17 protein-coding genes are annotated in these 21,226 nt (G+C 72.8%); 9 read left to right on the forward strand and 8 right to left on the reverse strand.

The window, feature by feature from the left end:
* Window positions 1-18: 18 nt before the first annotated feature.
* The 8 genes from BM237_RS15930 to BM237_RS15965 all read left to right on the forward strand — a co-directional run bounded on the left by BM237_RS15930 (window position 19) and on the right by BM237_RS15965 (window position 11,190).
* A complete protein-coding gene (locus BM237_RS15930) occupies window positions 19-1,044 on the forward strand; it encodes a carbohydrate ABC transporter permease (protein ID WP_093850327.1) in 1,026 nt (341 codons plus the stop codon).
* Between the two features lie 22 nt (window positions 1,045-1,066).
* Window positions 1,067-2,035 (forward strand): carbohydrate ABC transporter permease, encoded by a 969-nt coding sequence (locus BM237_RS15935; protein ID WP_093850328.1) that lies wholly within the window; start codon window positions 1,067-1,069, stop codon window positions 2,033-2,035.
* Window positions 2,036-2,369: 334 nt separating this feature from the next.
* The gene (locus tag BM237_RS15940) at window positions 2,370-3,605 is read left to right on the forward strand and encodes an ROK family transcriptional regulator (RefSeq protein WP_093850329.1); all 1,236 of its coding nucleotides are present in this window, start codon (window positions 2,370-2,372) and stop codon (window positions 3,603-3,605) included.
* Between the two features lie 274 nt (window positions 3,606-3,879).
* Window positions 3,880-4,986: an ABC transporter substrate-binding protein gene (locus tag BM237_RS15945; protein WP_093850330.1), complete on the forward strand. Its 1,107-nt coding sequence runs from the start codon at window positions 3,880-3,882 to the stop codon at window positions 4,984-4,986.
* A gap of 101 nt (window positions 4,987-5,087) precedes the next feature.
* Window positions 5,088-5,876: an ATP-binding cassette domain-containing protein gene (locus BM237_RS15950; RefSeq protein ID WP_165869611.1), complete on the forward strand. Its 789-nt coding sequence runs from the start codon at window positions 5,088-5,090 to the stop codon at window positions 5,874-5,876.
* On the forward strand, window positions 5,873-7,141 hold the full coding sequence (locus BM237_RS15955; protein WP_245793656.1) for a sugar ABC transporter permease: 1,269 nt from the start codon (window positions 5,873-5,875) through the stop codon (window positions 7,139-7,141). The genes BM237_RS15950 and BM237_RS15955 overlap by 4 nt, the downstream gene beginning before the upstream one ends.
* 242 nt (window positions 7,142-7,383) lie before the next feature.
* On the forward strand, window positions 7,384-9,327 hold the full coding sequence (gene dxs, locus BM237_RS15960) for a 1-deoxy-D-xylulose-5-phosphate synthase (protein ID WP_093850332.1): 1,944 nt from the start codon (window positions 7,384-7,386) through the stop codon (window positions 9,325-9,327).
* A 192-nt stretch (window positions 9,328-9,519) separates the two neighbouring features.
* Entirely contained in the window at window positions 9,520-11,190 is a 1,671-nt protein-coding gene (locus tag BM237_RS15965; protein WP_093850333.1) for an ArnT family glycosyltransferase, read from the forward strand.
* Between the two features lie 15 nt (window positions 11,191-11,205).
* On the opposite strand, the gene BM237_RS15970 is transcribed toward BM237_RS15965, so the two are convergent.
* From BM237_RS15970 to BM237_RS16000, 7 genes are all read right to left on the reverse strand, one after another.
* Window positions 11,206-11,589 carry a PIN domain-containing protein gene (locus BM237_RS15970; RefSeq protein WP_093850334.1) on the reverse strand — a complete coding sequence of 128 codons (384 nt, stop codon included), beginning with the start codon at window positions 11,587-11,589 and terminating at the stop codon, window positions 11,206-11,208.
* Between the two features lie 130 nt (window positions 11,590-11,719).
* Complete coding sequence (locus BM237_RS15975) at window positions 11,720-13,849, reverse strand: 3-hydroxyacyl-CoA dehydrogenase NAD-binding domain-containing protein (protein ID WP_093850335.1); 2,130 nt, start codon at window positions 13,847-13,849, stop codon at window positions 11,720-11,722.
* Complete coding sequence (locus BM237_RS15980; protein ID WP_093850336.1) at window positions 13,846-15,060, reverse strand: thiolase family protein; 1,215 nt, start codon at window positions 15,058-15,060, stop codon at window positions 13,846-13,848. The genes BM237_RS15975 and BM237_RS15980 overlap by 4 nt, the downstream gene beginning before the upstream one ends.
* A gap of 234 nt (window positions 15,061-15,294) precedes the next feature.
* Window positions 15,295-15,564, reverse strand: coding sequence for a hypothetical protein (locus BM237_RS15985; protein ID WP_093850337.1), 270 nt, complete (start codon window positions 15,562-15,564; stop codon window positions 15,295-15,297).
* A 132-nt stretch (window positions 15,565-15,696) separates the two neighbouring features.
* Window positions 15,697-16,968 carry a ribonuclease D gene (locus BM237_RS15990; RefSeq protein WP_093850338.1) on the reverse strand — a complete coding sequence of 424 codons (1,272 nt, stop codon included), beginning with the start codon at window positions 16,966-16,968 and terminating at the stop codon, window positions 15,697-15,699.
* Between the two features lie 210 nt (window positions 16,969-17,178).
* Complete coding sequence (locus BM237_RS15995) at window positions 17,179-17,841, reverse strand: helix-turn-helix transcriptional regulator (protein WP_093850339.1); 663 nt, start codon at window positions 17,839-17,841, stop codon at window positions 17,179-17,181.
* 181 nt (window positions 17,842-18,022) lie between these two features.
* Window positions 18,023-18,658 carry a DUF3000 domain-containing protein gene (locus BM237_RS16000; RefSeq protein WP_093850340.1) on the reverse strand — a complete coding sequence of 212 codons (636 nt, stop codon included), beginning with the start codon at window positions 18,656-18,658 and terminating at the stop codon, window positions 18,023-18,025.
* A gap of 63 nt (window positions 18,659-18,721) precedes the next feature.
* Here BM237_RS16000 and hemE point away from each other — a divergent pair, with 63 nt between their 5' ends.
* Complete coding sequence (hemE, locus tag BM237_RS16005) at window positions 18,722-19,825, forward strand: uroporphyrinogen decarboxylase (protein ID WP_093850341.1); 1,104 nt, start codon at window positions 18,722-18,724, stop codon at window positions 19,823-19,825.
* Between the two features lie 73 nt (window positions 19,826-19,898).
* Here the strand turns inward: hemE and BM237_RS16010 are convergent, their stop codons facing one another.
* The gene (locus tag BM237_RS16010) at window positions 19,899-21,080 is read right to left on the reverse strand and encodes a DUF4349 domain-containing protein (RefSeq protein WP_093850342.1); all 1,182 of its coding nucleotides are present in this window, start codon (window positions 21,078-21,080) and stop codon (window positions 19,899-19,901) included.
* Window positions 21,081-21,226 lie beyond the last annotated feature (146 nt).

Consider the following 21,226-nt stretch of genomic DNA (forward strand, 5'->3'; position numbering starts at 1 on the left):
AGATGGGACGAGGGCGGCATGGCCAGTGACGGTCCGGCGGTTGCCGAGGCCACCAAGGAAGCGGCATCCCCGCCGGGAAGGTCCGGCGGGGGCCGCGGGGAGCGGCGCGTCTCCCCCCACCACCGGACCTATCTGAAGTACCGGTTCGTCGCCGGCTTCCTCGCGGCGCCCCTGGTGCTCTACGGCGTCCTGGTCGTGTCGCCCTTCTTCCAGACGTTCTACTACTCGCTGACCGACTGGACGGGACTGAGCAGCGACTTCGCCTTCGTCGGGCTGGACAACTTCAGCCGCCTGATGGAGGACGAGATCTTCCGCAAGGCGCTGTGGCACAACGTCCTGCTGCTGCTGGTCCTGCCCGTCATCACCCTCGGACTGGGCCTGTTCTTCGCCTTCATGCTCAACGTCGGCGGCCGGCACCGGCGGGGCGAGGCCGTGGCGGGGGTGCGCGGCTCGCACTTCTACAAGATCGTCTACTTCTTCCCGCAGGCGCTGTCGATCGCGATCGTCGTGGTGTTGTGGAAATACATCTTCAACCCCGTCGGCGGCCTGCTCAACGGCGTACTGTCGGCCGTCGGCCTGGGCCAGTGGCAGCAGAGCTGGCTCGGCGACCCCCGGCTGGCCTTCTGGTGCGTCGTGATCGTGATGGTGTGGGCGAACGTCGGCTTCTACGTCGTCCTGTTCTCCGCGGCGATGGGCTCCATCCCCCGCGAGATCTACGAGGCGACGCTGCTGGACGGCGCCGGCCGGACGACCACGTTCTTCCGCGTCACCCTGCCGCTGATGCGCGACACCGTGCAGACCGGCTGGGTGTACATGGGCATCATGGCGCTCGACGCCTTCGCCGTGGTGCACATCCTGACGGTGAACGCGGGCGGCCCCGCCTACTCGACCATCGTCGCGCCGGTCTACCTGTACAACAAGGCGTTCCAGGACGGACAGGCCGGCTACGCCACCGCCGTCGCCGTCGCCCTGCTGATCGTCACCATGGTCTTCTCCGTGGCGGCGATGGCGTTCGGGCGGAGCAAGGACCGGATCGAGTTCTGACAGGCCAGCGGGAGAACCAGTCATGACCACTGCCGAACCGTCGCCCTCCCTCAGGCCGGGGGACCCCGAGGAGACCGCCGCGGCCCTCACCAAGGGCACAGGCGGCCCGCGCCGGCCCGCGAACGCGCCGGGCAAGGACGCCGGGCGGAGTGGGGGCGGCACGGAGGGGCGCACCCTCAACGCCTTCTCGCACGCCTTCCTGGTGCTGTGGGCCGTGATGGCCGCCGGACCCCTGCTGTGGGCGGTGATGAACTCCCTCAAGTCCTCCGGTGCCATCCTGGAGAACCCCTGGTCGCTTCCGAAGAGGCTGAACTGGGAGAACTGGTCCTTCGCCTGGAACGAGGCGAACATCGGCCAGTACACGATCAACTCGGTGATCGTGGTGGGCGGTTCGGTGATCGGAACCATGCTGCTGGGCTCGATGGTGGCCTACGTCCTGGCCCGCTACGACTTCCCCGGCAACCGGCTGGTGTACTTCCTGTTCGTCGGCGGCATGGCGTTTCCGATCATCGTCGCCCTGGTGCCGCTGTTCTTCGTGATGAAGAACTTCGCGCTGCTGAACACCTACCACGGCCTGATCCTGGTCTACATCGCCTACTCGCTGCCGTTCACCGTCTTCTTCATGTCGGCCTTCTTCCGCACCCTGCCCTCCTCCATCGCCGAGGCCGCCGAGATCGACGGCGCCTCGCACAGCCGGATCTTCTTCCAGGTCATGCTGCCGATGGCCAAGCCCGGCCTGATAAGCGTGGGGATCTTCAACTTCCTGGGACAGTGGAACCAGTACCTGATCCCCCAGGTGGTGCACGTGGGCGACGCCGACAAGTACGTGCTCACCCAGGGCCTGGCCAACCTGGCGGCCCAGACCGGCTACCGCGGCAACTGGGGCGGGCTCTTCGCCGGACTGACCCTGGCCGTGCTGCCCATCCTCGTCGTCTACGTCGTCTTCCAGCGCCAGGTGCAGGCGGGGCTGACCGCGGGCGCGCTGAAGTAGGCCCGGCACGCACCCGGCGCCCGGCATCCCCGTCCTCCCCGCCGCACCGAGGCGGCCACCGCACACCGGTGGCCGCCTCTTCGCGTCCTCCCTCCACTTCTCCCCGTGCTCTCTCGCACCCCCCTCGCACCCCCTCGCACCCCCTCGCACCCGGAGTGTCACTCTCCGTGCACGGATAACATCTGAGCGCCCACCCCGCTCAAGGTCTTGACGGGAGAGAACGCTTCAGGCTGTCCTTATGGTTCACGTGTTGGAGACAAGCCGCACCGCGTCGGCGTGGTGCGGCCCACGGGCGGGCCGTCGAGCCGCCCGTCGAGGCGGGAGTGGATGAGTCGTGGAGACTCCGGGGTCGCAGTCCTCTCTGCACCGGGCCAATCTGGAGCGGGTGGTCCGAGCCGTGCGCATCGCGGGCTCGCTCACCCAGGCGGAGATCGCCCGGACCACCGGGCTGTCGGCCGCGACGGTCTCCAACATCGTCCGGGAGCTGAAGGACAACGGCACGGTCGAGGTCACCCCGACCTCCGCCGGAGGGCGCCGGGCCCGCAGCGTCTCGCTGTCGGGGGACGCCGGGATCGTCGTCGGCGTCGACTTCGGCCACTCCCACCTGCGCGTGGCCGTCGGCAACCTGGCCCACCAGGTGCTCGCCGAGGAGTCCGAGCCCATCGACGTGGACGCCTCCGCCTCCCAGGGCTTCGACCGGGCCGAGCGGCTGGTGGAGCGGCTGATCGAGGTGACCGGATTCCGCCGCGAGAAGGTCATCGGGATGGGCCTGGGCGTCCCCGGCCCGATCGACGTCGAGACCGGCGTGCTGGGCTCCAGCACCATCCTGCCGGGCTGGGCCGGGACCAACCCGCGCGAGGAGCTGGCCTCCCGGCTCGGCGTGGAGGTCCACGTCGACAACGACGCCAACCTCGGCGCGCTGGGCGAGCTGGTGTGGGGCAGCGGGCGCGGCGCGCGGGACCTGGCGTACATCAAGGTCGCCAGCGGCGTCGGCGCGGGCCTGGTGATCGACGGCCAGATCTACCGCGGTCCGGGCGGCACCGCGGGTGAGATCGGGCACATCACGCTGGACGAGTCCGGCCCGGTGTGCCGGTGCGGCAACCGCGGCTGCCTGGAGACGTTCACCGCGGCCCGCTACGTCCTGCCGCTGCTGCACTCCAGCCACGGACCCGACCTGACCATGCCCGAGATGGTCAGGCTCGCCCGCTCCGGCGATCCGGGCTGCCGCCGGGTGGTGGCCGACGTCGGGCGCCATGTGGGCAGCGGCGTCGCCAACCTGTGCAATCTGCTCAACCCCAGCCGGGTCGTGCTCGGCGGCGACCTGGCCGAGGCCGGTGAGCTGGTGCTCGGCCCGATCCGCGACTCGGTCTCCCGGTACGCCATCCCCAGCGCGGCCCGGCGGCTGACGGTGGTGCCCGGCGCCCTGGGCGGCCGAGCGGAGGTGCTGGGCGCGCTGGCACTGGTGCTGAGCGAGATGGGCGACTCCACGCTGCTGGACGGCTCGCTGAACGGCTCGCCGGACGGGGCCGCCGGGCGCGTGCCGGCCGTCGCCGCCTCCGCAGGGGCCTGACGGGTTCCGGGCCTGACGGGTTCCGGGTCCGGCGCCGGGCCGGGGCGCGCGGAAAACAAGCGAAGAGAAGGACGGGACGGACGGGACCAAAGGTACCTTCGTACCCGTGCCACGGTGGCGAGAGCGCTCTCGCCGCCACTCTGTGTTCACCTTGTTCACGCATGGCATCGTTGCTGTCTCGTTAAGAATTTACTTCTTGACGGCAGGTGTTACTGCGAGTTGACTTCCTGCCACCTCGGCCGCAGTGACGCGGCCTCGTCAGGGAGGTTTCTGTATGAACACGCAACTGCGCCGTGCCGCCGTGGCCGTGGCCGCAACCGCCATGGCCGTCTCGCTCGCCGCGTGCGGGAGCGCCAAGGAAGCCGGAGGCAACGGCTCCGGCGGCGACGACGAGAAGAAGGACGGCCCGCTGGCCATCGGCCTGCTGCTGCCGGAGGACCAGACGGCCCGTTACGAGAACTTCGACAAGCCCCTCATAGAGAAGAGGATCAAGGAGCTCTGCTCCGACTGCGAGATCAGCTACGTCAACGCCAAGGAGGACGCGTCGACGCAGCAGCAGCAGATGAACTCGATGATCACCAAGAAGGTGGACGCGATCATCCTGGACGCGGTGGACGCCAAGTCCATCGCCGGATCGGTCAACAAGGCCGACCAGGCCGGCATCCCGGTCGTCGCCTACGACCGCCTCGCCGAGGGCCCGATCTCCGCCTACACCTCCTTCGACAACGAGCAGGTCGGCAAGGTCCAGGGCACCGCGCTGCTGGAGGAGCTCGGCGACAAGGCCGGGGACGGCCAGATCGTCATGATGAACGGGTCGCCGACCGACCCCAACGCGGCCATGTTCAAGAAGGGCGCCAAGTCCGTCCTGGACGGCAAGGTCAAGGTGGGTAAGTCCTACGACACCACCGGCTGGAAGCCCGAAGAGGCCAACAAGAACATGAGCGGTGCCATCGCCTCCCTGGGCAAGGAGAACATCGTCGGCGTCTACTCCGCCAACGACGGCATGGCCGGCGGCATCATCACCGCCCTCAAGAGCGCCGGCGTCGACCCGCTGCCCCCGGTCACCGGCCAGGACGCCGAACTGGCGGGCGTTCAGCGCATCATCTCCGGCGACCAGTTCATGACGGTCTACAAGCCCTTCCAGCCCGAGGCCTACGCCGCCGCCGAGATGGCCGTCGCCCTGGCCCGCGGCGAGAAGCCGGAGACCGAGACCACCGTCGACAGCGCGACCACCAAGGACGTGCCCTCGACCCTGATCGAGCCGATCGCGGTGACCGTCGACAACCTCAAGGACACCGTCGTCAAGGACGGCCTCTACACGGTGGAGGAGATCTGCACGGCCAAGTACGCCAAGGCGTGCGAGAAGGCCGGCCTGAAGTAACGGTCCGGCACTTCGCCGGCCCACCGGTGCCCGCGCCCCCTCCACCCCGTCGGGCGCGGGCACCGGGCGGTCCCGCCCCCCGTCCTGTCCTGTTCTAGGAGTTGGTTCACGTGTCCGCTACGCCTGTACTGGCGTTGCGCGGAATCTCCAAGCGCTTCGGTGCCGTTCAGGCGCTCACCGACGTCGAGCTGGAGGTCCACGCCGGCGAGGTGGTCGCCCTGGTGGGCGACAACGGCGCCGGAAAGTCCACGCTCGTGAAGACGATCGCCGGCGTCGGCCCCGCCGACGAGGGCGTCTTCGAGTGGCAGGGCAGAGCCGTCGAGGTCAACCGGCCGCACGACGCCCAGGACCTGGGCATCGCGACCGTCTACCAGGACCTCGCGCTCTGCGACAACCTCGACGTGGTCGGCAACCTGTTCCTCGGGCGCGAGATCCTGCGCTCCGGCGTCCTCGACGAGATCGAGATGGAGCGCCGCGCCCGGGAACTGCTCGACACCCTGTCGATCCGCATCCCCAGCGTCCGCATCCCCGTCGCCTCCCTCTCCGGCGGCCAGCGGCAGGTCGTCGCGATCGCCCGCTCGATGCTGGGCGAGCCGAAACTCGTCATCCTCGACGAGCCCACCGCGGCCCTCGGCGTCGAGCAGACCGCCCAGGTCCTCGACCTGGTCGAGAGGCTGCGCGAACGCGGCCTGGCCGTCATCCTCATCAGCCACAACATGGCGGACGTCAAGGCGGTCGCCGACAAGGTGGCGGTGCTCCGGCTCGGCCGCAACAACGGCGTCTTCGACGTCGCGAGCACATCCCAGGAAGAGATCATCTCCGCCATCACCGGCGCCACGGAGAACGCCGTGACCCGCCGCAAGGCGCGTACCGCGGGGAGCCGACCGTGAGTGAGACCAAGCTTTCCAAGAACGCCGCCCCCGCCCAGGGCGCCGCGCCCGCCGTCGACCCCCGGCTGCTCGTGCGCGAGGAGGGTCTGGCGGGCTACTGGACCGACTTCGTACGGAAGATGCGCACCGGCGAACTGGGCTCCGTCCCCGTCGTCGTCGGCCTGATCCTCATCTGGGCGATCTTCCAGTTCCAGGACTCGGCCTTCCTGTCCGCCGAGAACCTCTCCAACCTGTCGGTCTACATCGTCGGCACCGGCCTGATCTCGGTCGGCATCGTCTTCGTGCTGCTGCTGGGCGAGATCGACCTGTCGGTCGGCTCGGTCAGCGGCCTGGCCTCCGCCGTCTTCGCCGTGCTCGCCGTCAACAACGGGATGAACGAGTGGCTGGCGGTCGTCCTGGCGCTGGTCACCGGCGCGGCGGTCGGAGCCTTCCACGGCTACTTCTTCGCGAAGATCGGCGTCCCCGCCTTCGTCGTCACCCTGGCGGGCCTGCTGGCCTGGAACGGCCTGATGCTGAAGGTGCTCGGCACCGACGGCACCATCAACCTGGACCGCGACGGCCTGGTCGGCACCCTGTCCAACCACTACTTCACCGACATCGCCGTCGCCTACGGCACCGCGGCGGTCGCGGTCGGCGTCTTCTTCGCCGTCCAGTTCGCCGGCGCCCGGCGCCGCGCCGCGGCCGGCATCCCCGCCCGCCCGCTCAGCGAGATCATCGTGCGCACCGCGGTGCTGGCCCTGCTGGCCTTCGGCGCCGCCTACATGCTCAACCAGTACCGGGGCATGCCGCTGGCGCTGCTGATCTTCCTGGTGGTGCTGGTGGCGCTGGACTTCGTCCTCAAGCGCACCTCCTACGGCCGCAAGGTCTTCGCGCTCGGCGGCAACACCGAGGCGGCGCGCCGCGCCGGCATCAACGTCGAGCTGGTGCGCATCTCGGTCTTCTCCGTCGCGGGCACCATGGCCGCCTTCGGCGGACTGATGATCGCCTCCCGCATCCTGGCCGCCAACCAGGGCGCGGGCAGCGGCAACCTGCTGATGGAGGCCATCGCCGCGGCCGTCATCGGCGGCACCAGCCTCTTCGGCGGGCGCGGCTCGGTGTGGTCCGCGCTGCTGGGCATGCTGGTGATCGGTTCGATCGCCAACGGCATGGCCCTGCTGGGCATCGCCGCCGCCATCCAGTACATGATCACGGGCGCGGTGCTGCTGGCCGCGGTCGTCATCGACTCGGTCTCCCGGCGCACCCAGCGCTCGGCGGGCCGGAGCTGACCACCCGCCCGCCCGTCCTCCCGCTCCGCCCGGTGCCGGGCCCCTCGGCGTGAGGGGCCCGGCACCGGGCGTGTGCGCGGCCTTCCCGCAAGGGCCGCCCGGCCGTCCCGCGACACACCGCGACACGCCGCGACACACCCGGACGGCCGCAACGCGGTGGCCGCCGCACGGTCGGGCGAGGGGAACATTAGACTCGTCGGATCGGCACAAGCCCGTACGGCTCGACCAGCAAGGAGGCACGGGTGGCTCTGCTGACCCGCATCACGGGACCGCGCGATCTCGACCGGCTCAGCCCCGAAGAGCTCGACCAGCTCGCCCGGGAGATCCGGACCTTCCTCGTCGAGGCGGTCTCCAAGACCGGCGGCCACCTCGGGCCCAACCTGGGCGTGGTCGAGCTGACCATCGCCCTGCACCGGGTCTTCGAGTCGCCCAGGGACAAGGTCCTCTTCGACACCGGACACCAGAGCTACGTCCACAAGCTGCTCACCGGGCGGCAGGACTTCTCCAGGCTGCGGGCCAGAGGCGGCATCTCCGGCTACCCCTCGCGGGCCGAGTCCGAGCACGACGTCATCGAGAACTCCCACGCCTCCACCGTGCTGGGCTGGGCCGACGGACTGGCCAAGGCCAACCAGGTGCTGGGCCGCGCCGACCACCACGTGGCCGCGGTCATCGGCGACGGCGCGCTCACCGGCGGCATGGCCTGGGAGGCGCTCAACAACATCGCCGCCGCCAAGGACCGCCCCCTGGTGATCGTCGTCAACGACAACGAGCGCTCCTACGCGCCCACCATCGGCGGCCTGGCCGACCACCTGGCCACCCTGCGCACCACCGACGGCTACGAGCGCTTCCTCGCCCGCAGCAAGGACCTGCTCAACCGCACCCCGGTCGTCGGCAGGCCGCTGTACGAGACCCTGCACGGCGCCAAGAAGGGCATCAAGGACGTCATCGCCCCGCAGGGCATGTTCGAGGACCTGGGCCTGAAGTACCTCGGCCCCATCGACGGCCACGACATAGCGGCCCTGGAGTCCGCCCTGACCCGCGCCAAGCGCTTCGGCGGCCCGGTCATCGTCCACTGCCTGACCGAGAAGGGCCGCGGCTACCAGCCCGCCGTCCAGCACGAGGCCGACCGCTTCCACGCCGTCGGCGTCATCCACCCCGACACCGGCCTGCCGGTGGCCGCCTCCGGCGCCGACTGGACCTCGGTCTTCGGCGACGAGATGGTCGAGCTCGGCCGCGAGCGCGCGGACATCGTGGCCATCACCGCCGCGATGCTCCAGCCCGTCGGCCTGCGGAAGTTCGCCGAGACCTTCCCCGACCGCGTCTACGACGTGGGCATCGCCGAGCAGCACGGCGCCGTCTCGGCGGCCGGACTGGCCACCGGCGGACTGCACCCGGTCTTCGCCGTCTACGCCACCTTCCTCAACCGCGCCTTCGACCAGGTGCTGATGGACGTCGCCCTGCACAAGTGCGGGGTGACGTTCGTCCTGGACCGGGCCGGGGTCACCGGCACCGACGGCGCCTCCCACAACGGCATGTGGGACATGTCGATCCTCCAGGTCGTCCCCGGACTGCGGATCGCCGCCCCGCGCGACGCCGACCAGTTGCGCGCCCAGCTGCGCGAGGCCGTCGAGGTGAAGGACGCCCCGACGGTGGTGCGCTTCTCCAAGGGCGCCGTCGGCCCGTCCGTGCCCGCCGTCTCCGCGATCGGCGGCATGGACGTGCTGCGCGAGCCGCGGACGGAGGAGGGCGAGCGGCCGGACGTGCTGCTGGTCTCGGTCGGCGCGCTGGCCCCGATGTGCCTGGAGGTCGCCGGCCTGCTGGAGAAGCAGGGCATCTCCACCACCGTGGTGGACCCGCGCTGGGTCAAGCCGGTCGACGAGGCGCTGCCGCCGCTGGCGGACCGCCACCGCGTCGTCGTCACCGTGGAGGACAACAGCCGGGCGGGCGGCGTCGGTTCGGCGATCGCGCAGGCGCTGCGCGACGCGGGTGTGGACGTGCCGCTGCGCGACTTCGGCATCCCCGCGAAGTTCCTGGACCACGCCTCCCGCGGCGAGGTGCTCGCCGAGATCGGCCTGACCGCTCCGGACATCGCCCGCCAGGTCACCGGTCTGGTCGCCAAGCTCGGTGGCCGCTACGGCACCGGCGACACCGAGGGCGCCGAGCACGCGGAGGCCTCCCGGGACTGACGCGCCCGGATCCGACCGCGCACCCTCCCCCCGACCGGCCCGTCCGGCACTCCGGACGGGCCGGCGAGCCCGGTTCCCGAGCCCGCCCCGAAGGCGTTCCCGCAGCGCCCCGTCCCCGCCGCCCCGGCACGCCGCACCGGTGCCCGCCGGGGCGGCGGGGGGCGGCGGCGGGGGACGGATAGGTTGTAGCCCATGCCGACCGCCTCCGACCCACCCCGGTCCGTCCGGCTGCCGAGCGCCCGCACGGCACCGGCCGAGGCCGCACGGGTGCGGGAGCCCGGCGCCGGCCGGCCGTCCGGCGGTCTCGCCCACCGGCCGCCGCCCACACCCGCCGACCGCCCGCGCCCGCTGTGGCCCCGGCTGCTGCCCGTGCTGGTGCTGCTGGCCGCGCTCACCCGCGTCCCCTCCTTCCTGCGCCCGCTGTGGAACCCCGACGAGGGCTTCCTCGCCACCCAGGCACGGATGCTCGCGGACGGCGGGACGCTCTACGACACCGTCGTGGACCGCAAACCACCCCTGGTGCCCTGGCTGTACCAGGGGGCCTTCGCCGTCTTCGGCGACGCCTCGCTGTGGCCGGTCAAGGCCGCGGCGGTGGCGGCGGTGGTGGCCACCGCCGCGCTGCTGGCCTCCCTGGCCCGCCGTCGCTGGGGCGAGCGGGCCGCATGGGCCGCCGGAGTGCTGTTCGTCCTCGCCTCGGTGGGCCTGAACCCCGAGGACGCCCAGGCGGCGAACTTCGAGGTCTTCATGCTGCCGTTCACCGCGGCGGCCGTCTGGTGCGCCGACCGGCGGCACTGGACGGCCGCGGGCCTCGCGGTCGCCGGCGCCTTCCTGGTCAAGCAGACGGGCGGCGCGACCCTGCTGCCGGTGCTGTTCCTGCTGTGGCGCGCGGCGCCGCCCGGCGACCCGCGGCGGGCCGCGCTGCTCCGGCTGGGCGCGGGCTGCGTACTGCCGGTGGCGGTGGTGGCCGTGGCCTGCGGCTGGTCCCGCTTCCTGTTCTGGACGGTCACCGGCTCGGGCGCGTACGCCTCCTTCACCGGTTCGGAGCTGCACGTGCTCGGCCGGGGCCTGGGCAACACCGCCATCGCGGCGGCGGGCTTCGCGGGCCTGCTGGTACCGCTGACGGCGGCGCTGCGGCGGCGCCCGCCGCTGCGGCGGCGGGTCCTGACGGCGGACCTGTGGATCTGGCTGGCGGCCTCCGCGGTCGCCGTGGTCTCCGGATTCCACTTCTTCGGCCACTACTACCTGCAGCTGCTGCCGCCGCTGGCCCTGCTGGGGGCGGGCGCCCTGCGTCTGCTGGGCGACGGGTGGACGCGCCGGGCCGCGCTGTGCGCGGTGCTGTCGTGCGCGCTGTTCCTGGGCTGGAGCACGGCCGCGGGCAGCGCGGAGCTGGACCACGCCCGGAAGGTGGCCGACACGGCGCGGCGGCACGCCGGACCGCAGGAGAAGGTGCTGCTGTGGGGCATGCACCCGGAGGGCTACTGGCTGGCCGACCGCCGCCCGGCCAGCCGCTATCTCACCGCCGGCCTGCTCACCAACTTCAGCGGCGGCCGGGACGGGCCCCGGGTGGGCCAGCGGTACGGCGTCGAGGGCGGCTGGCACACCTTCCGCGCCGAGCTGTCCGAGGACCTGCCGAAGGTGATCGTCGACGACTCGCGCGGCAAGCCGTACGCCCCCTCCCGGATGCCGACGCTGCGCTATCTGCTCGCGGCGCACTACGAGCGCGCGGAGCGGGTGGACGGGGCGGTGGTGTACGTGCTGCGGCCGGAGCGCGAGGAGAGGCGGGAGCAGGGGCAGCGCGAAGAGCCCGAGGAGCGCGGGGGTCGCGAGGGCCGGGGGGAGAGGGGCGCGGCCGGCGCCCGCTGAGCCGGGGGAGCGGGGTCAGCGCACCGAGCGCGGCCCGGCCGCCCGGGCGCCCAGCGCCGCCACCCGCTCGCGCAGCCCGCGGTCGGCGGTGACCACCGTGCAGGGCCGGCCGCGGCCCTCGGCCGCCACCAGTTCCACGATCCGGTCGTCCCCGCTGCCGGGCGCGTCCACCACCCGCACCCCGGACACGGAGGCCACCCCGCGGGCGGTGCCCTCCACCACGAGCACGATCTCCTCACCGTTCCCCGTGTCATCGCCGTCCCCGCCCAGGGCCCGCGCCGCGAGGCGGTCCCGCAGCCGCTCGGCGGCGCCGCGCCGGTCCCGCCACCAGCCGTCCGGCACCGAGCCGACGACATTGGCGGCGTCCACGACGAGCAGGGGGCGAAGGTGTCCGGGCATGGCCCAAGAGTGCCACGGCCACTGCCCGGGCGCCGCTTCCCGAAGCCCCGCGCACACGACGGCGCCCGCCCGCACTCGGGGTGCGGACGGGCGCCGTGGACGGGAAGCGGCGGCGGGCCGCCCCGGTGCGTCAGTTCGGGACGCTCGCCACGCCCGGCTCCAGGAACCGCTTGCCGTCAACGCGCTCGGAGACGCCCTCGCGGTCCAGGTACGGCGTGATGCCGCCCAGGTGGAAGGGCCAGCCCGCGCCGGTGATCAGGCACAGGTCGATGTCCTGCGCCTCGGCGACGACGCCCTCGTCGAGCATCAGGCGGATCTCCTCGGCGATCGCGTTCAGCGCGCGCTCGCGGACCTGCTCCTCGGTCAGCACCGTGTCGCCGGTCTCGAACAGGGCGGCGACCTCCGGGTCCAGCTCCGGCTTGCCGGAGTCGTACACGTAGAGGCCGCGCTTGCCCGCCTTGACGATGCGGCCCAGGTTCTCCGAGACGGCGAAGCGGTCGGGGAACGCGGCGTTGAGCGTGCCGGCCACATGGTGGGCGACGGCCGGGCCGACCAGCTCCAGCAGCACGATCGGCGACATGGGCAGGCCCAGGGGGGCCAGCGCCCGGTCGGCGACCTCGACGGGGGTGCCCTCGTCGATGGAGCGCAGCACCTCGCCCAGGAAGCGGGTCAGGATGCGGTTGACGACGAACGCCGGGGCGTCCTTGACCAGCACGGCCGTCTTCTTCAGCGACTTGGCGACCGCGAAGGCCGTCGCCAGCGAGGCGTCGTCGGTCCGCTCGGCGCGGACGATCTCCAGCAGCGGCAGCACGGCGACGGGGTTGAAGAAGTGGAAGCCCACGACCCGCTCGGGGTGCCTGAGCTTGCCCGCCATCTCGGTGACCGACAGCGAGGAGGTGTTGGTGGCCAGGATGGCGTGCTCGGGCACGACCGCCTCGACCTCGGCGAACACCTGCTGCTTGACGCCCATCTCCTCGAAGACGGCCTCGATGACGAAGTCGGCGTCGCCGAAGGCGGCGGCCTTGTCCAGCGAGCCGGTGACCAGGGCCTTGAGGCGGTTGGCCCTGTCCTGGCCCACACGCCCCTTGAGCAGGAGCTTGTCGATCTCCTCGTGGACGTAGCCCACGCCCTTGTCGATGCGCTCCTGGTCGATGTCGGTCAGCACGACCGGCACCTCCAGGCGGCGGGCGAACAGCAGCGCCAGCTGCGAGGCCATCAGACCGGCGCCGACGACGCCGACCTTGGTGACCGGGCGGGCCAGCTTCTTGTCCGGGGCGCCGGCCGGGCGCTTGGCGCGCTTGTTGACCAGGTTGAAGGCGTACAGGCCGCTGCGCAGCTCATCGCCCATGATCAGGTCGGCCAGGGCGCGGTCCTCGGCGTCGAAGCCCTGCCGCAGGTCGCCGTTCTTGGCCGCCGCGATGATGTCCAGCGCGCGGTAGGCGGCCGGGGCCGCGCCGTGCACCTTGGAGTCGGCGACGGAGCGCCCGCGGGCGACGGCCCGGTCCCAGGCCTCGCCGCGGTCGACGTCCGGGCGCTCGACCTCGAGCTCGCCGCGGAGCACCGAGGCGGTCCAGATCAGGGACTGCTCCAGGAAGTCGGCGCCGTCGAAGATCGCGTCGGCGATGCCGAGCTCGAAGACCTGCTCGCCCTTCAGCTGCTTGTTCTGGTTGAGCGAGTTCTCGATGATCACCGAGACCGCGCGGTCGGCGCCGATCAGGTTCGGCAGCAGGGTGCAGCCGCCCCAGCCGGGGACCAGACCGAGGAAGACCTCGGGGAGGGAGAAGGCCGGGATGACCCGCGAGACGGTCCGGTAGGAGCAGTGCAGACCCACCTCGACACCGCCGCCCATCGAGGCACCGTTGTAGTAGGCGAAGGTCGGCACGGCCAGGGAGGACAGCCGCTTGAAGACGTCGTGGCCGCCCTTGCCGATGGCCAGCGCGTCCTCGTGGCGCTTGATGACCTCCACGCCCTTGAGGTCGGCGCCCACGGCGAAGATGAACGGCTTGCCGGTCACACCGGCGCCGACGATCTCGCCCCTGGCGGCCTCGGCCTCGACCTGGTCGATCGCCTTGTCGAGGTTGACCAGCGACTGCGGGCCGAGCGTGGTGGGCTTGGTGTGGTCCAGACCGTTGTCCAGGGTGATGAGCGCGAAGCGGCCCGCACCCTGGGGGAGGTCGAGGTGACGTACGTGGGCGGTGGTGACGACCTCGTCGGGGAAGAGCTCGGCTGCGCCCTTCAGCAGTTCGGCGGTGTTACTCACTTGCCCTCCCAGTGGGGGTTCTCCCAGATCACGGTGCCGCCCATGCCGAAGCCGACGCACATGGTGGTCAGGCCGTAGCGGACGTGCGGCTGCTCCTCGAACTGCCGCGCGAGCTGCGTCATCAGACGCACACCCGAGGAGGCCAGCGGGTGGCCGAACGCGATGGCGCCGCCGTACTGGTTGACGCGCGGGTCGTCGTCGGCGATGCCGTAGTGGTCCAGCAGGGCCAGCACCTGGACGGCGAAGGCCTCGTTGATCTCGAACAGGCCGATGTCACCGATCGACAGACCGGCCTTGGCCAGCGCCTTCTCGGTGGAGGGGATCGGACCGACGCCCATGACCTCCGGCTCCACACCGGCGAAGGCGTAGGAGACCAGGCGCATCTTGACCGGCAGGCCCAGCTCGCGGGCCACGTCCTCGGCGGCGAGCAGGGAGGCGGTGGCACCGTCGTTGAGACCGGCGGCGTTGCCCGCGGTGACCCGGCCGTGCGCGCGGAAGGGGGTCTTCAGGCCCGCGAGCTGCTCCAGGGTGGTGCCCGGGCGCATCGGCTCGTCGGCGGTGGCCAGGCCCCAGCCCGTCTCCCCGACCGATTCGTCGGAGCGGCGCACGGAGACCGGCACCAGGTCGGCCTGGATCCTGCCGTCGGCGTACGCCTTGGCGGCCTTCTCCTGGCTGCGCACGGCGTACTCGTCGGCGCGCCGCTTGGTGATGTGCGGGTAGCGGTCGTGGAGGTTCTCCGCCGTCATGCCCATGAACATGGCGGACTGGTCGACCAGCTTCTCGGAGACGAGGCGCGGGTTGGGGTCCACGCCCTCGCCCATCGGGTGGCGGCCCATGTGCTCGACGCCGCCCGCGACCACGACGTCGTACGCGCCGAAGGCGATCGACCCGGAGGTCGTCGTCACGGCGGTCATGGCGCCGGCGCACATGCGGTCGATGGAGTAGCCCGGCACCGTCGTCGGCAGCCCGGCCAGGATGCCGGCGGTGCGGCCCAGGGTCAGGCCCTGGTCGCCGATCTGGGTCGTCGCGGCGATGGCGACCTCGTCGATGCGCTCCGGGGGCAGGTCCGGGTTGCGGCGCAGCAGCTCACGGATGCACTTGACGACCAGGTCGTCGGCGCGCGTCTCGTGGTAGATGCCCTTCGGGCCCGCCTTGCCGAACGGGGTCCGGACGCCGTCGACGAAGACGACGTCCCTAGCGGTACGAGGCACGTTGGCTCTCCTCCAGGGGTGCGGTGGTACGCCGTACGGCGCGCTTCCCGGAGCTTATGCTACTTGCCGGTAACCCTCGGGAGGGAAGCCCCCTTCCGAGGGAGTCGCACGTCACACTCCCGGGTGCCCCGGCCGCTCCGCGCGGCGGCAGGGCATCGGGCCCGCCCCCGTGAGGGAACGGGCCCGGAAAGCGGTGCGCGGCCGGCCTCGACCGCCGTACGCGGCCGGGGGACGTCAGATGCCCTGCATCCCCTGGAAGACGACGAAGCCGAGGATCATGCCGACGACCAGGCCCGCGATGGAGACCCCGAGGGCGGTCTTGCCCAGCCGCTCGCCCTTGGAGGTGGCGATCGCGCCGCAGATGATCCCCGCGATGCCGAAGAGCGGCGGGCAGAAGAGGAAGGCGACGCAGCCGAGCACGATGCCGATGATGCTGAGCGTGTTCGACGGGTTCGGCTGCGGCTGCGGCTGGTACGGCTGGTTCGGGTAGTTCGGATAGGACATGCTCATCCCCCCTGGGTTGTCAATGCGCGATCACCCTATGGGGGAACCGCGTGTGAGCGAAAGCCCGGCCCCCCTGCCCGCGGCGGGGAAGGGGGGACCGAAGGGCCGGTGGCGTGTTTCGGACGGCCCCCGTCAGACGTCGGACGGGACGGCCGACAGGGCGGCCGTCAGCAGCGGCGCCGTCTGCTCGACCTGCCACCGCCGGGCGCCGAGGTCGCTCAGCGCCCGCGCGACCGCGGACTCGGACGCCTCGCCCGGGGGCTCCCAGCACAGCCGCCGCACCGTGTCGGGGGCGAGCAGGTTCTCCTGGGGCAGGTTCAGCTCCTCCGCGCGCGCCGTCACCGCCGCCCGCGCCGCGGCGAGCCGGGCCGCGGCGGCCGGGTCCTTGTCGGCCCAGGCGCGCGGGGGCGGCGGCCCGGCCGGCGTCAGGGCCGACTGCGGCAGTTCCGCATCGGGCAGGGCGAGGGCGCGCTGGACCGCGGCCAGCCACTGCTCGAGCTGCCTGCGCCCCATCCGGTGCCCGTACCCCGGCAGCGCGGCCAGCGCCTGCACGGTGGCGGGCATCGCCAGCGCGGCCTCCACGATGGCCGCGTCGGTGAGCACCTTGCCCGGCGAGACGTCGCGGCGCCGCGCCACCTGGTCGCGGGCCGTCCACAGTTCCCGCACGGCCGCCATCTGCCGCCGCCTGCGCACCTTGTGCATGCCCGAGGTGCGGCGCCAGGGGTCCTTGCGGGGGGCGGCCGGCGGGGCCGCCGCTATGGCGGCGAACTCCTGGCGCGCCCACTCCAGCTTGCCCTGGCGCTCCAGCTCCTCCTCCAGGGCGTCGCGCAGGTCGACCAGCAGCTCCACGTCCAGCGCCGCGTACCGCAGCCAGGGCTCGGGCAGCGGGCGGGTGGACCAGTCCACGGCGGAGTGGCCCTTCTCCAGGGAGTAGCCCAGGACGTTCTCGACCATCGCGCCGAGGCCGACGCGGGCGAAGCCCGCGAGCCGTCCGGCCAGCTCGGTGTCGAACAGCCGCGCGGGGCGCATGCCCGTCTCGCGCAGGCAGGGCAGATCCTGGGTGGCGGCGTGCAGCACCCACTCGGCGTCCGCGATCGCCTCGCCGAGGGCGGTCAGATCAGGGCAGCCGACCGGGTCGACCAGTGCGGTCCCCGCGCCCGCGCGGCGCAGCTGGACGAGATAGGCGCTCTGCCCGTAGCGGTATCCGGACGCCCGTTCGGCGTCGACGGCCACGGGGCCGCGCCCCGCGGCGAAGGCCTCCACGACCTCGGCGAGCGCCTCGGGCGCGGCGGTCACGGGCGGGATGCCCTCACGCGGTTCCAGCAAGGGGACCGGCGCCGGACCTTCCTCCCGTGCGGGAGGCCGAGCTGCGTTGCTTATGGAGGTCTCTTGGGCGTCGGTCACGCGACAAGGGTATCCATGCGCACGTGGTGTGCGGTGTCCACCGACGGAACGTCACGCCGGGGGACGCCGCATACCCGCCCGCACACCCGCCCGCCCGGCCGGGGAGCCGGCCGGGCGGGTGGGTGGTGCCGGGGCGGTACGGGGGTCGTGGGGGCGGGGGAGTGGGGAACGGGAAGTGGGTGGGGTGAGGGAGCGTCGGGGGGAACGGGGTCAGTGGATGATGCCGGTGCGCAGGGCGACCGCGACCATGCCCGCGCGGTCGCCGGTGCCCAGCTTGCGGGCGATCCGGGCGAGGTGGCTCTTGACGGTCAGGGCCGACAGGCCCATGGAGACGCCGATCGCCTTGTTGGACTGGCCCTCCGCCACCAGCCGCAGCACCTCGATCTCCCGGCCGGAGAGCTCGCGGTAGCCACCGGAGTGGCCGGGAGCGCCCGGCGGGCGGCGGTGCATACGGGCGGCGGCGGCGCCGATGGGTGCGGTGCCGGGACGCCCGGGGTGGCCGGGGGTGCCGCGGGTGCCGGTGACGACATAGCCCTTGACGCCGCCCGCGAGGGCGTTGCGCACGGCGCCGATGTCGTCGGCGGCGGAGAGGGCGAGGCCGTTGGGCCAGCCCGCCGCCCGGGTCTCGGACAGCAGGGTCAGGCCGGATCCGTCGGGCAGGTGGACCTCGGCTACGCAGATGTCGCGCGGATTGGCGACACGGGGGCGGGCCTCCGCGATCGAAGACGCCTCGATCACGTCCCGGACACCGAGCGCCCACAGGTGGCGGGTGACGGTGGAACGGACCCGGGGGTCGGCGACGACGACCATGGCCGTCGGCTTGTTCGGGCGGTAGGCGACCAGGCTTGTGGGGTGCTCAAGAAGAACGGACACCGGGCCTCCTGGGGAGTGGAGAGCGGACGGAAGCCGACTATGGGGGAAGTCGGGATGGGATGAACCCCGTGAGGGGTCACAGAATCCTTCGGCACTCCGCCGGTCCGTCTTTAGGGAATGATCACGAATGAGTGAGTGAAAAATTCCGGCAAATCGGACAGGAACTCGATCCGGGGAACCATCAGAGTGGCTGCGGGCCACGGCGCTGCGGCAGTGGTACGACGGCCGCCCCCTCGCCCCCCTCCGGCGGCAGCCCGGCGCACTGGCACAGCAGATCGCACCAGGCCGCCAGATGTCCGGCCGCCGCCTCCCCCGGCCCCTCCCGCGGGGTCCACGAGGCGCGGATCTCCAGCTCCGACCGCACCGCCCGGTCCGCCAGCTCCCCGAAGGAGTGGGAGTCCGCCCGCGTCACCGTGCCGCCCTCCGCGGCGTACCCGGCCGACCGCGCCTCCAGCGCGCCCGTCAGCCACGACCAGCTGACCTCCGCAAGCAGCGGATCTCCCGCCATCTCCGGCTCCAGCTGGGCACGGGCCAGGGTCACCACACGGAACGAGCCCCGCCACGCCTCCTGCCCCGCGGGATCGTGCAGCAGCACGAACCGCCCGTCGGCCAGCTCCTCGCCCTCGGCCTCGACCGACGCCTCCACCGCGTGCGCGAACGGCGCCAGCCTCCTGGGCGGCGGCAGCGGGTCGAGCCGCACCTCCGGGCGCGTCCGCACCCCCGCCAGTGCCGCCACGGCCTGCCGGAAGGCCCGCGGCGCCTCCTCACCGCCGGGACCCGCCGTACCGTCCGTCTGGTGTGCTCGCGCCGCTGCCATGGGCGGCAGCGTAGGCGGAGCGGGTGCTCCGGACGGGTAGGGACACGTGCGAGACTTCTGGTTGTGACCGCCGACGACCGAACCGCAGCCCAGCCCCCCTCCGCAGCGGGACCCGCCGCCCCCGCGGCCGCCGACCCCGCGCTCGCCGACTCCGCCTTCCTGCGGGCGTGCCGCCGCGAGCCCGTGCCGCACACCCCGGTGTGGTTCATGCGGCAGGCCGGACGCTCCCTGCCGGAGTACCGGAAGGTGCGCGAGGGCATCGGGATGCTCGACTCCTGCATGCGCCCCGATCTCGTCACCGAGATCACCCTCCAGCCCGTCCGTCGCCACGGGGTGGACGCGGCCATCTACTTCAGCGACATCGTCGTGCCCCTCAAGGCCATCGGCCTCGACCTCGACATCAGGCCGGGGGTGGGCCCCGTCGTCGAGCGGCCCGTCCGCTCCCGCGCCGACCTGGAGCGGCTGCGCCCGCTGGAGCCGGGCGACGTGGAGTACGTCACCGAGGCCGTCCGGATGCTCACCGCCGAACTGGGCGCCACCCCGCTCATCGGCTTCGCCGGCGCGCCCTTCACCCTCGCCAGCTACCTCGTGGAGGGCGGGCCGTCCCGCAACCACGAGCACACCAAGGCGATGATGTACGGCGACCCCGAGCTGTGGGCCGACCTGCTGGACCGGCTCGCGGACATCACCACCGCCTTTTTGAAGGTGCAGATCGAGGCGGGCGCGAGCGCCGTCCAGCTCTTCGACTCCTGGGCCGGGGCCCTGGCCCCCGCCGACTACCGCGCCTCGGTGCTGCCGGCCTCCACCAAGGTCTTCGACGCCGTCGCCCACTACGGCGTCCCCCGCATCCACTTCGGCGTCGGCACCGGAGAGCTGCTGGGCGCGATGTCCGAGGCGGGCCCGGACGTCGTCGGCGCGGACTGGCGGGTGCCGCTGGACGAGGCCGCCCGCCGGATCGGCCCGGGCAAGGCCGTCCAGGGCAACCTCGACCCGGCGGTGCTCTTCGCGCCGCGCGAGGCCGTCGAGACCCAGGCGCGGCGCGTGCTGGACGCCGCCCGCGGCCTGCCGGGGCACATCTTCAACCTCGGCCACGGAGTGCTGCCCGACACCGACCCCGACGCGCTCACCCACCTGGTGGAGTACGTGCACGAGCGGACCGCGCGCTGAGGCGCCGCCGGGTACTGCGGGACGCCGGTGGGCCGGGCCTCCTTCCGGGGAGACCCGGCCCACCGGCGTTCCCTCACTCCTTCTCCGGGGCCTCCGGGGCCTCCTGAGCCTCCGCCTCCTCCGGGGCGGCCCCGGAACCCTCCGCGCGGTCGCCGTCCTGCCGCGCCGCGCCCGCGTCCGGCGCCGCGTCCCGTGCCGTACCCGGCGCCGCCACCGGCCCCGGGACCGTCACCGGAGGCGGCGGCACGGCGGGCCCGGTGCGCCGCGGCAGTGCCCCCTCCGGACGCCGCGGCAGCCAGGGACGTACCAGCCGCCACACCAGCGCCACCAGCAGCGCCGCCGCCGCGAAGGGCAGCAGCACGCCCAGGACGACCGTGATCCAGCGCACCGTCGAGACGAAGGCGTGCCACCCGCCCGCCAGGGCGTCGAGGAAGGACGGCGTGTCGTCCTCCCTCCGCTCGGCCGGCTCCGCGTCCGGCTCGCGCAGCACCAGCGTGATCGTGGCCATCCCGGTGCGGCTCTCCAGGGACTTCAGCCGCGCCTGGAGCGCCTCCAGATCCGCCTGCCGACTGCTCAGCTCGGCCTCCAGGGTCACCACGTCGGACAGCGCCACGGCCTCGTCCATCAGCTTGCGCACCCGCTCCACGCTGGCCTTCTGCGTCCTGATCCGGCTCTCGACGTCGACCACCTGATCGGTGACGTCCTTGGCCGACACCTTCCGCTCGACCAGCTTGCCGAGCCCGGCCAGCTCGTCCAGCACCCCCTGGTACTCCTCGGGCGGGACCCGCAGCGTCATACGGGAACGGTCGTGCCCCTCGGAGTCGCTGTCGGTGTCCTCGCCGGCCACGTAGCCGCCCGCGGTCTCCACCACCGCGCGGGCCCGGGCCAGCTTCTCCGGCACGTCCTCGGCCGTGACGGTGAGCGAGGCCGTACGGATGACATGGGTGGCGGCCAGGTCGGGCACGTCGTCGGCCGCCCTCTCGCCGTCGGCGGTCTCGCGGTCGGCCTGCGAGGCGTCCTGCTCGTAGGCCCCCGCCTCCCGACCGGCTTCCTGCACGGCCCTCCGGTCGGCCGCCCCGGGCGCCTCGGGCGCGGCCGCGCCCCGGTCCGCCTTGGCGGCGGCGCTGTCGTCGCCGTCCCCCGCCGCGCCGCAGCCGGTGACCGCCAGCGCCGCGGCCAGCAGCAGCGCGGCCGCCGCCCCGCGCCGCGCGGGCGCGCCGCCGCCGGACGCGGGCGTGAACCTGCGTGTGAACATCAATGCCCCCCAACACATCGGTGGATTTCGGGGGTTGGACGGCCGGTCGTGCGGGCCGGTTGCCGCTCCGCGGTAGCGAAGCGGTCACGTTCGGGACTCGGAAAAGCCACCGCCGGGCCGCAGCCGTGCCACCGCCGTACCCGGTG

This window comes from Streptomyces mangrovi (genome assembly GCF_900114215.1).
In the GTDB taxonomy this organism is placed as follows: Bacteria; Actinomycetota; Actinomycetes; order Streptomycetales; family Streptomycetaceae; genus Streptomyces; species Streptomyces barkulensis.

What these genes read in the sequence shown, in the direction of transcription:
- BM237_RS15935 (WP_093850328.1), top strand. Translation starts at nt 1,067, where the DNA reads ATGACCACTGCCGAACCGTCGCCCTCCCTCAGGCCGGGGGACCCCGAG.
- BM237_RS15965 (WP_093850333.1), top strand. Translation starts at nt 9,520, where the DNA reads ATGCCGACCGCCTCCGACCCACCCCGGTCCGTCCGGCTGCCGAGCGCC.
- BM237_RS15930 (WP_093850327.1), top strand. Translation starts at nt 19, where the DNA reads ATGGCCAGTGACGGTCCGGCGGTTGCCGAGGCCACCAAGGAAGCGGCA.
- BM237_RS15985 (WP_093850337.1), bottom strand. Translation starts at nt 15,564, where the DNA reads ATGTCCTATCCGAACTACCCGAACCAGCCGTACCAGCCGCAGCCGCAG.
- BM237_RS16000 (WP_093850340.1), bottom strand. Translation starts at nt 18,658, where the DNA reads ATGGCAGCGGCGCGAGCACACCAGACGGACGGTACGGCGGGTCCCGGC.
- BM237_RS16010 (WP_093850342.1), bottom strand. Translation starts at nt 21,080, where the DNA reads ATGTTCACACGCAGGTTCACGCCCGCGTCCGGCGGCGGCGCGCCCGCG.
- BM237_RS15945 (WP_093850330.1), top strand. Translation starts at nt 3,880, where the DNA reads ATGAACACGCAACTGCGCCGTGCCGCCGTGGCCGTGGCCGCAACCGCC.
- BM237_RS15970 (WP_093850334.1), bottom strand. Translation starts at nt 11,589, where the DNA reads ATGCCCGGACACCTTCGCCCCCTGCTCGTCGTGGACGCCGCCAATGTC.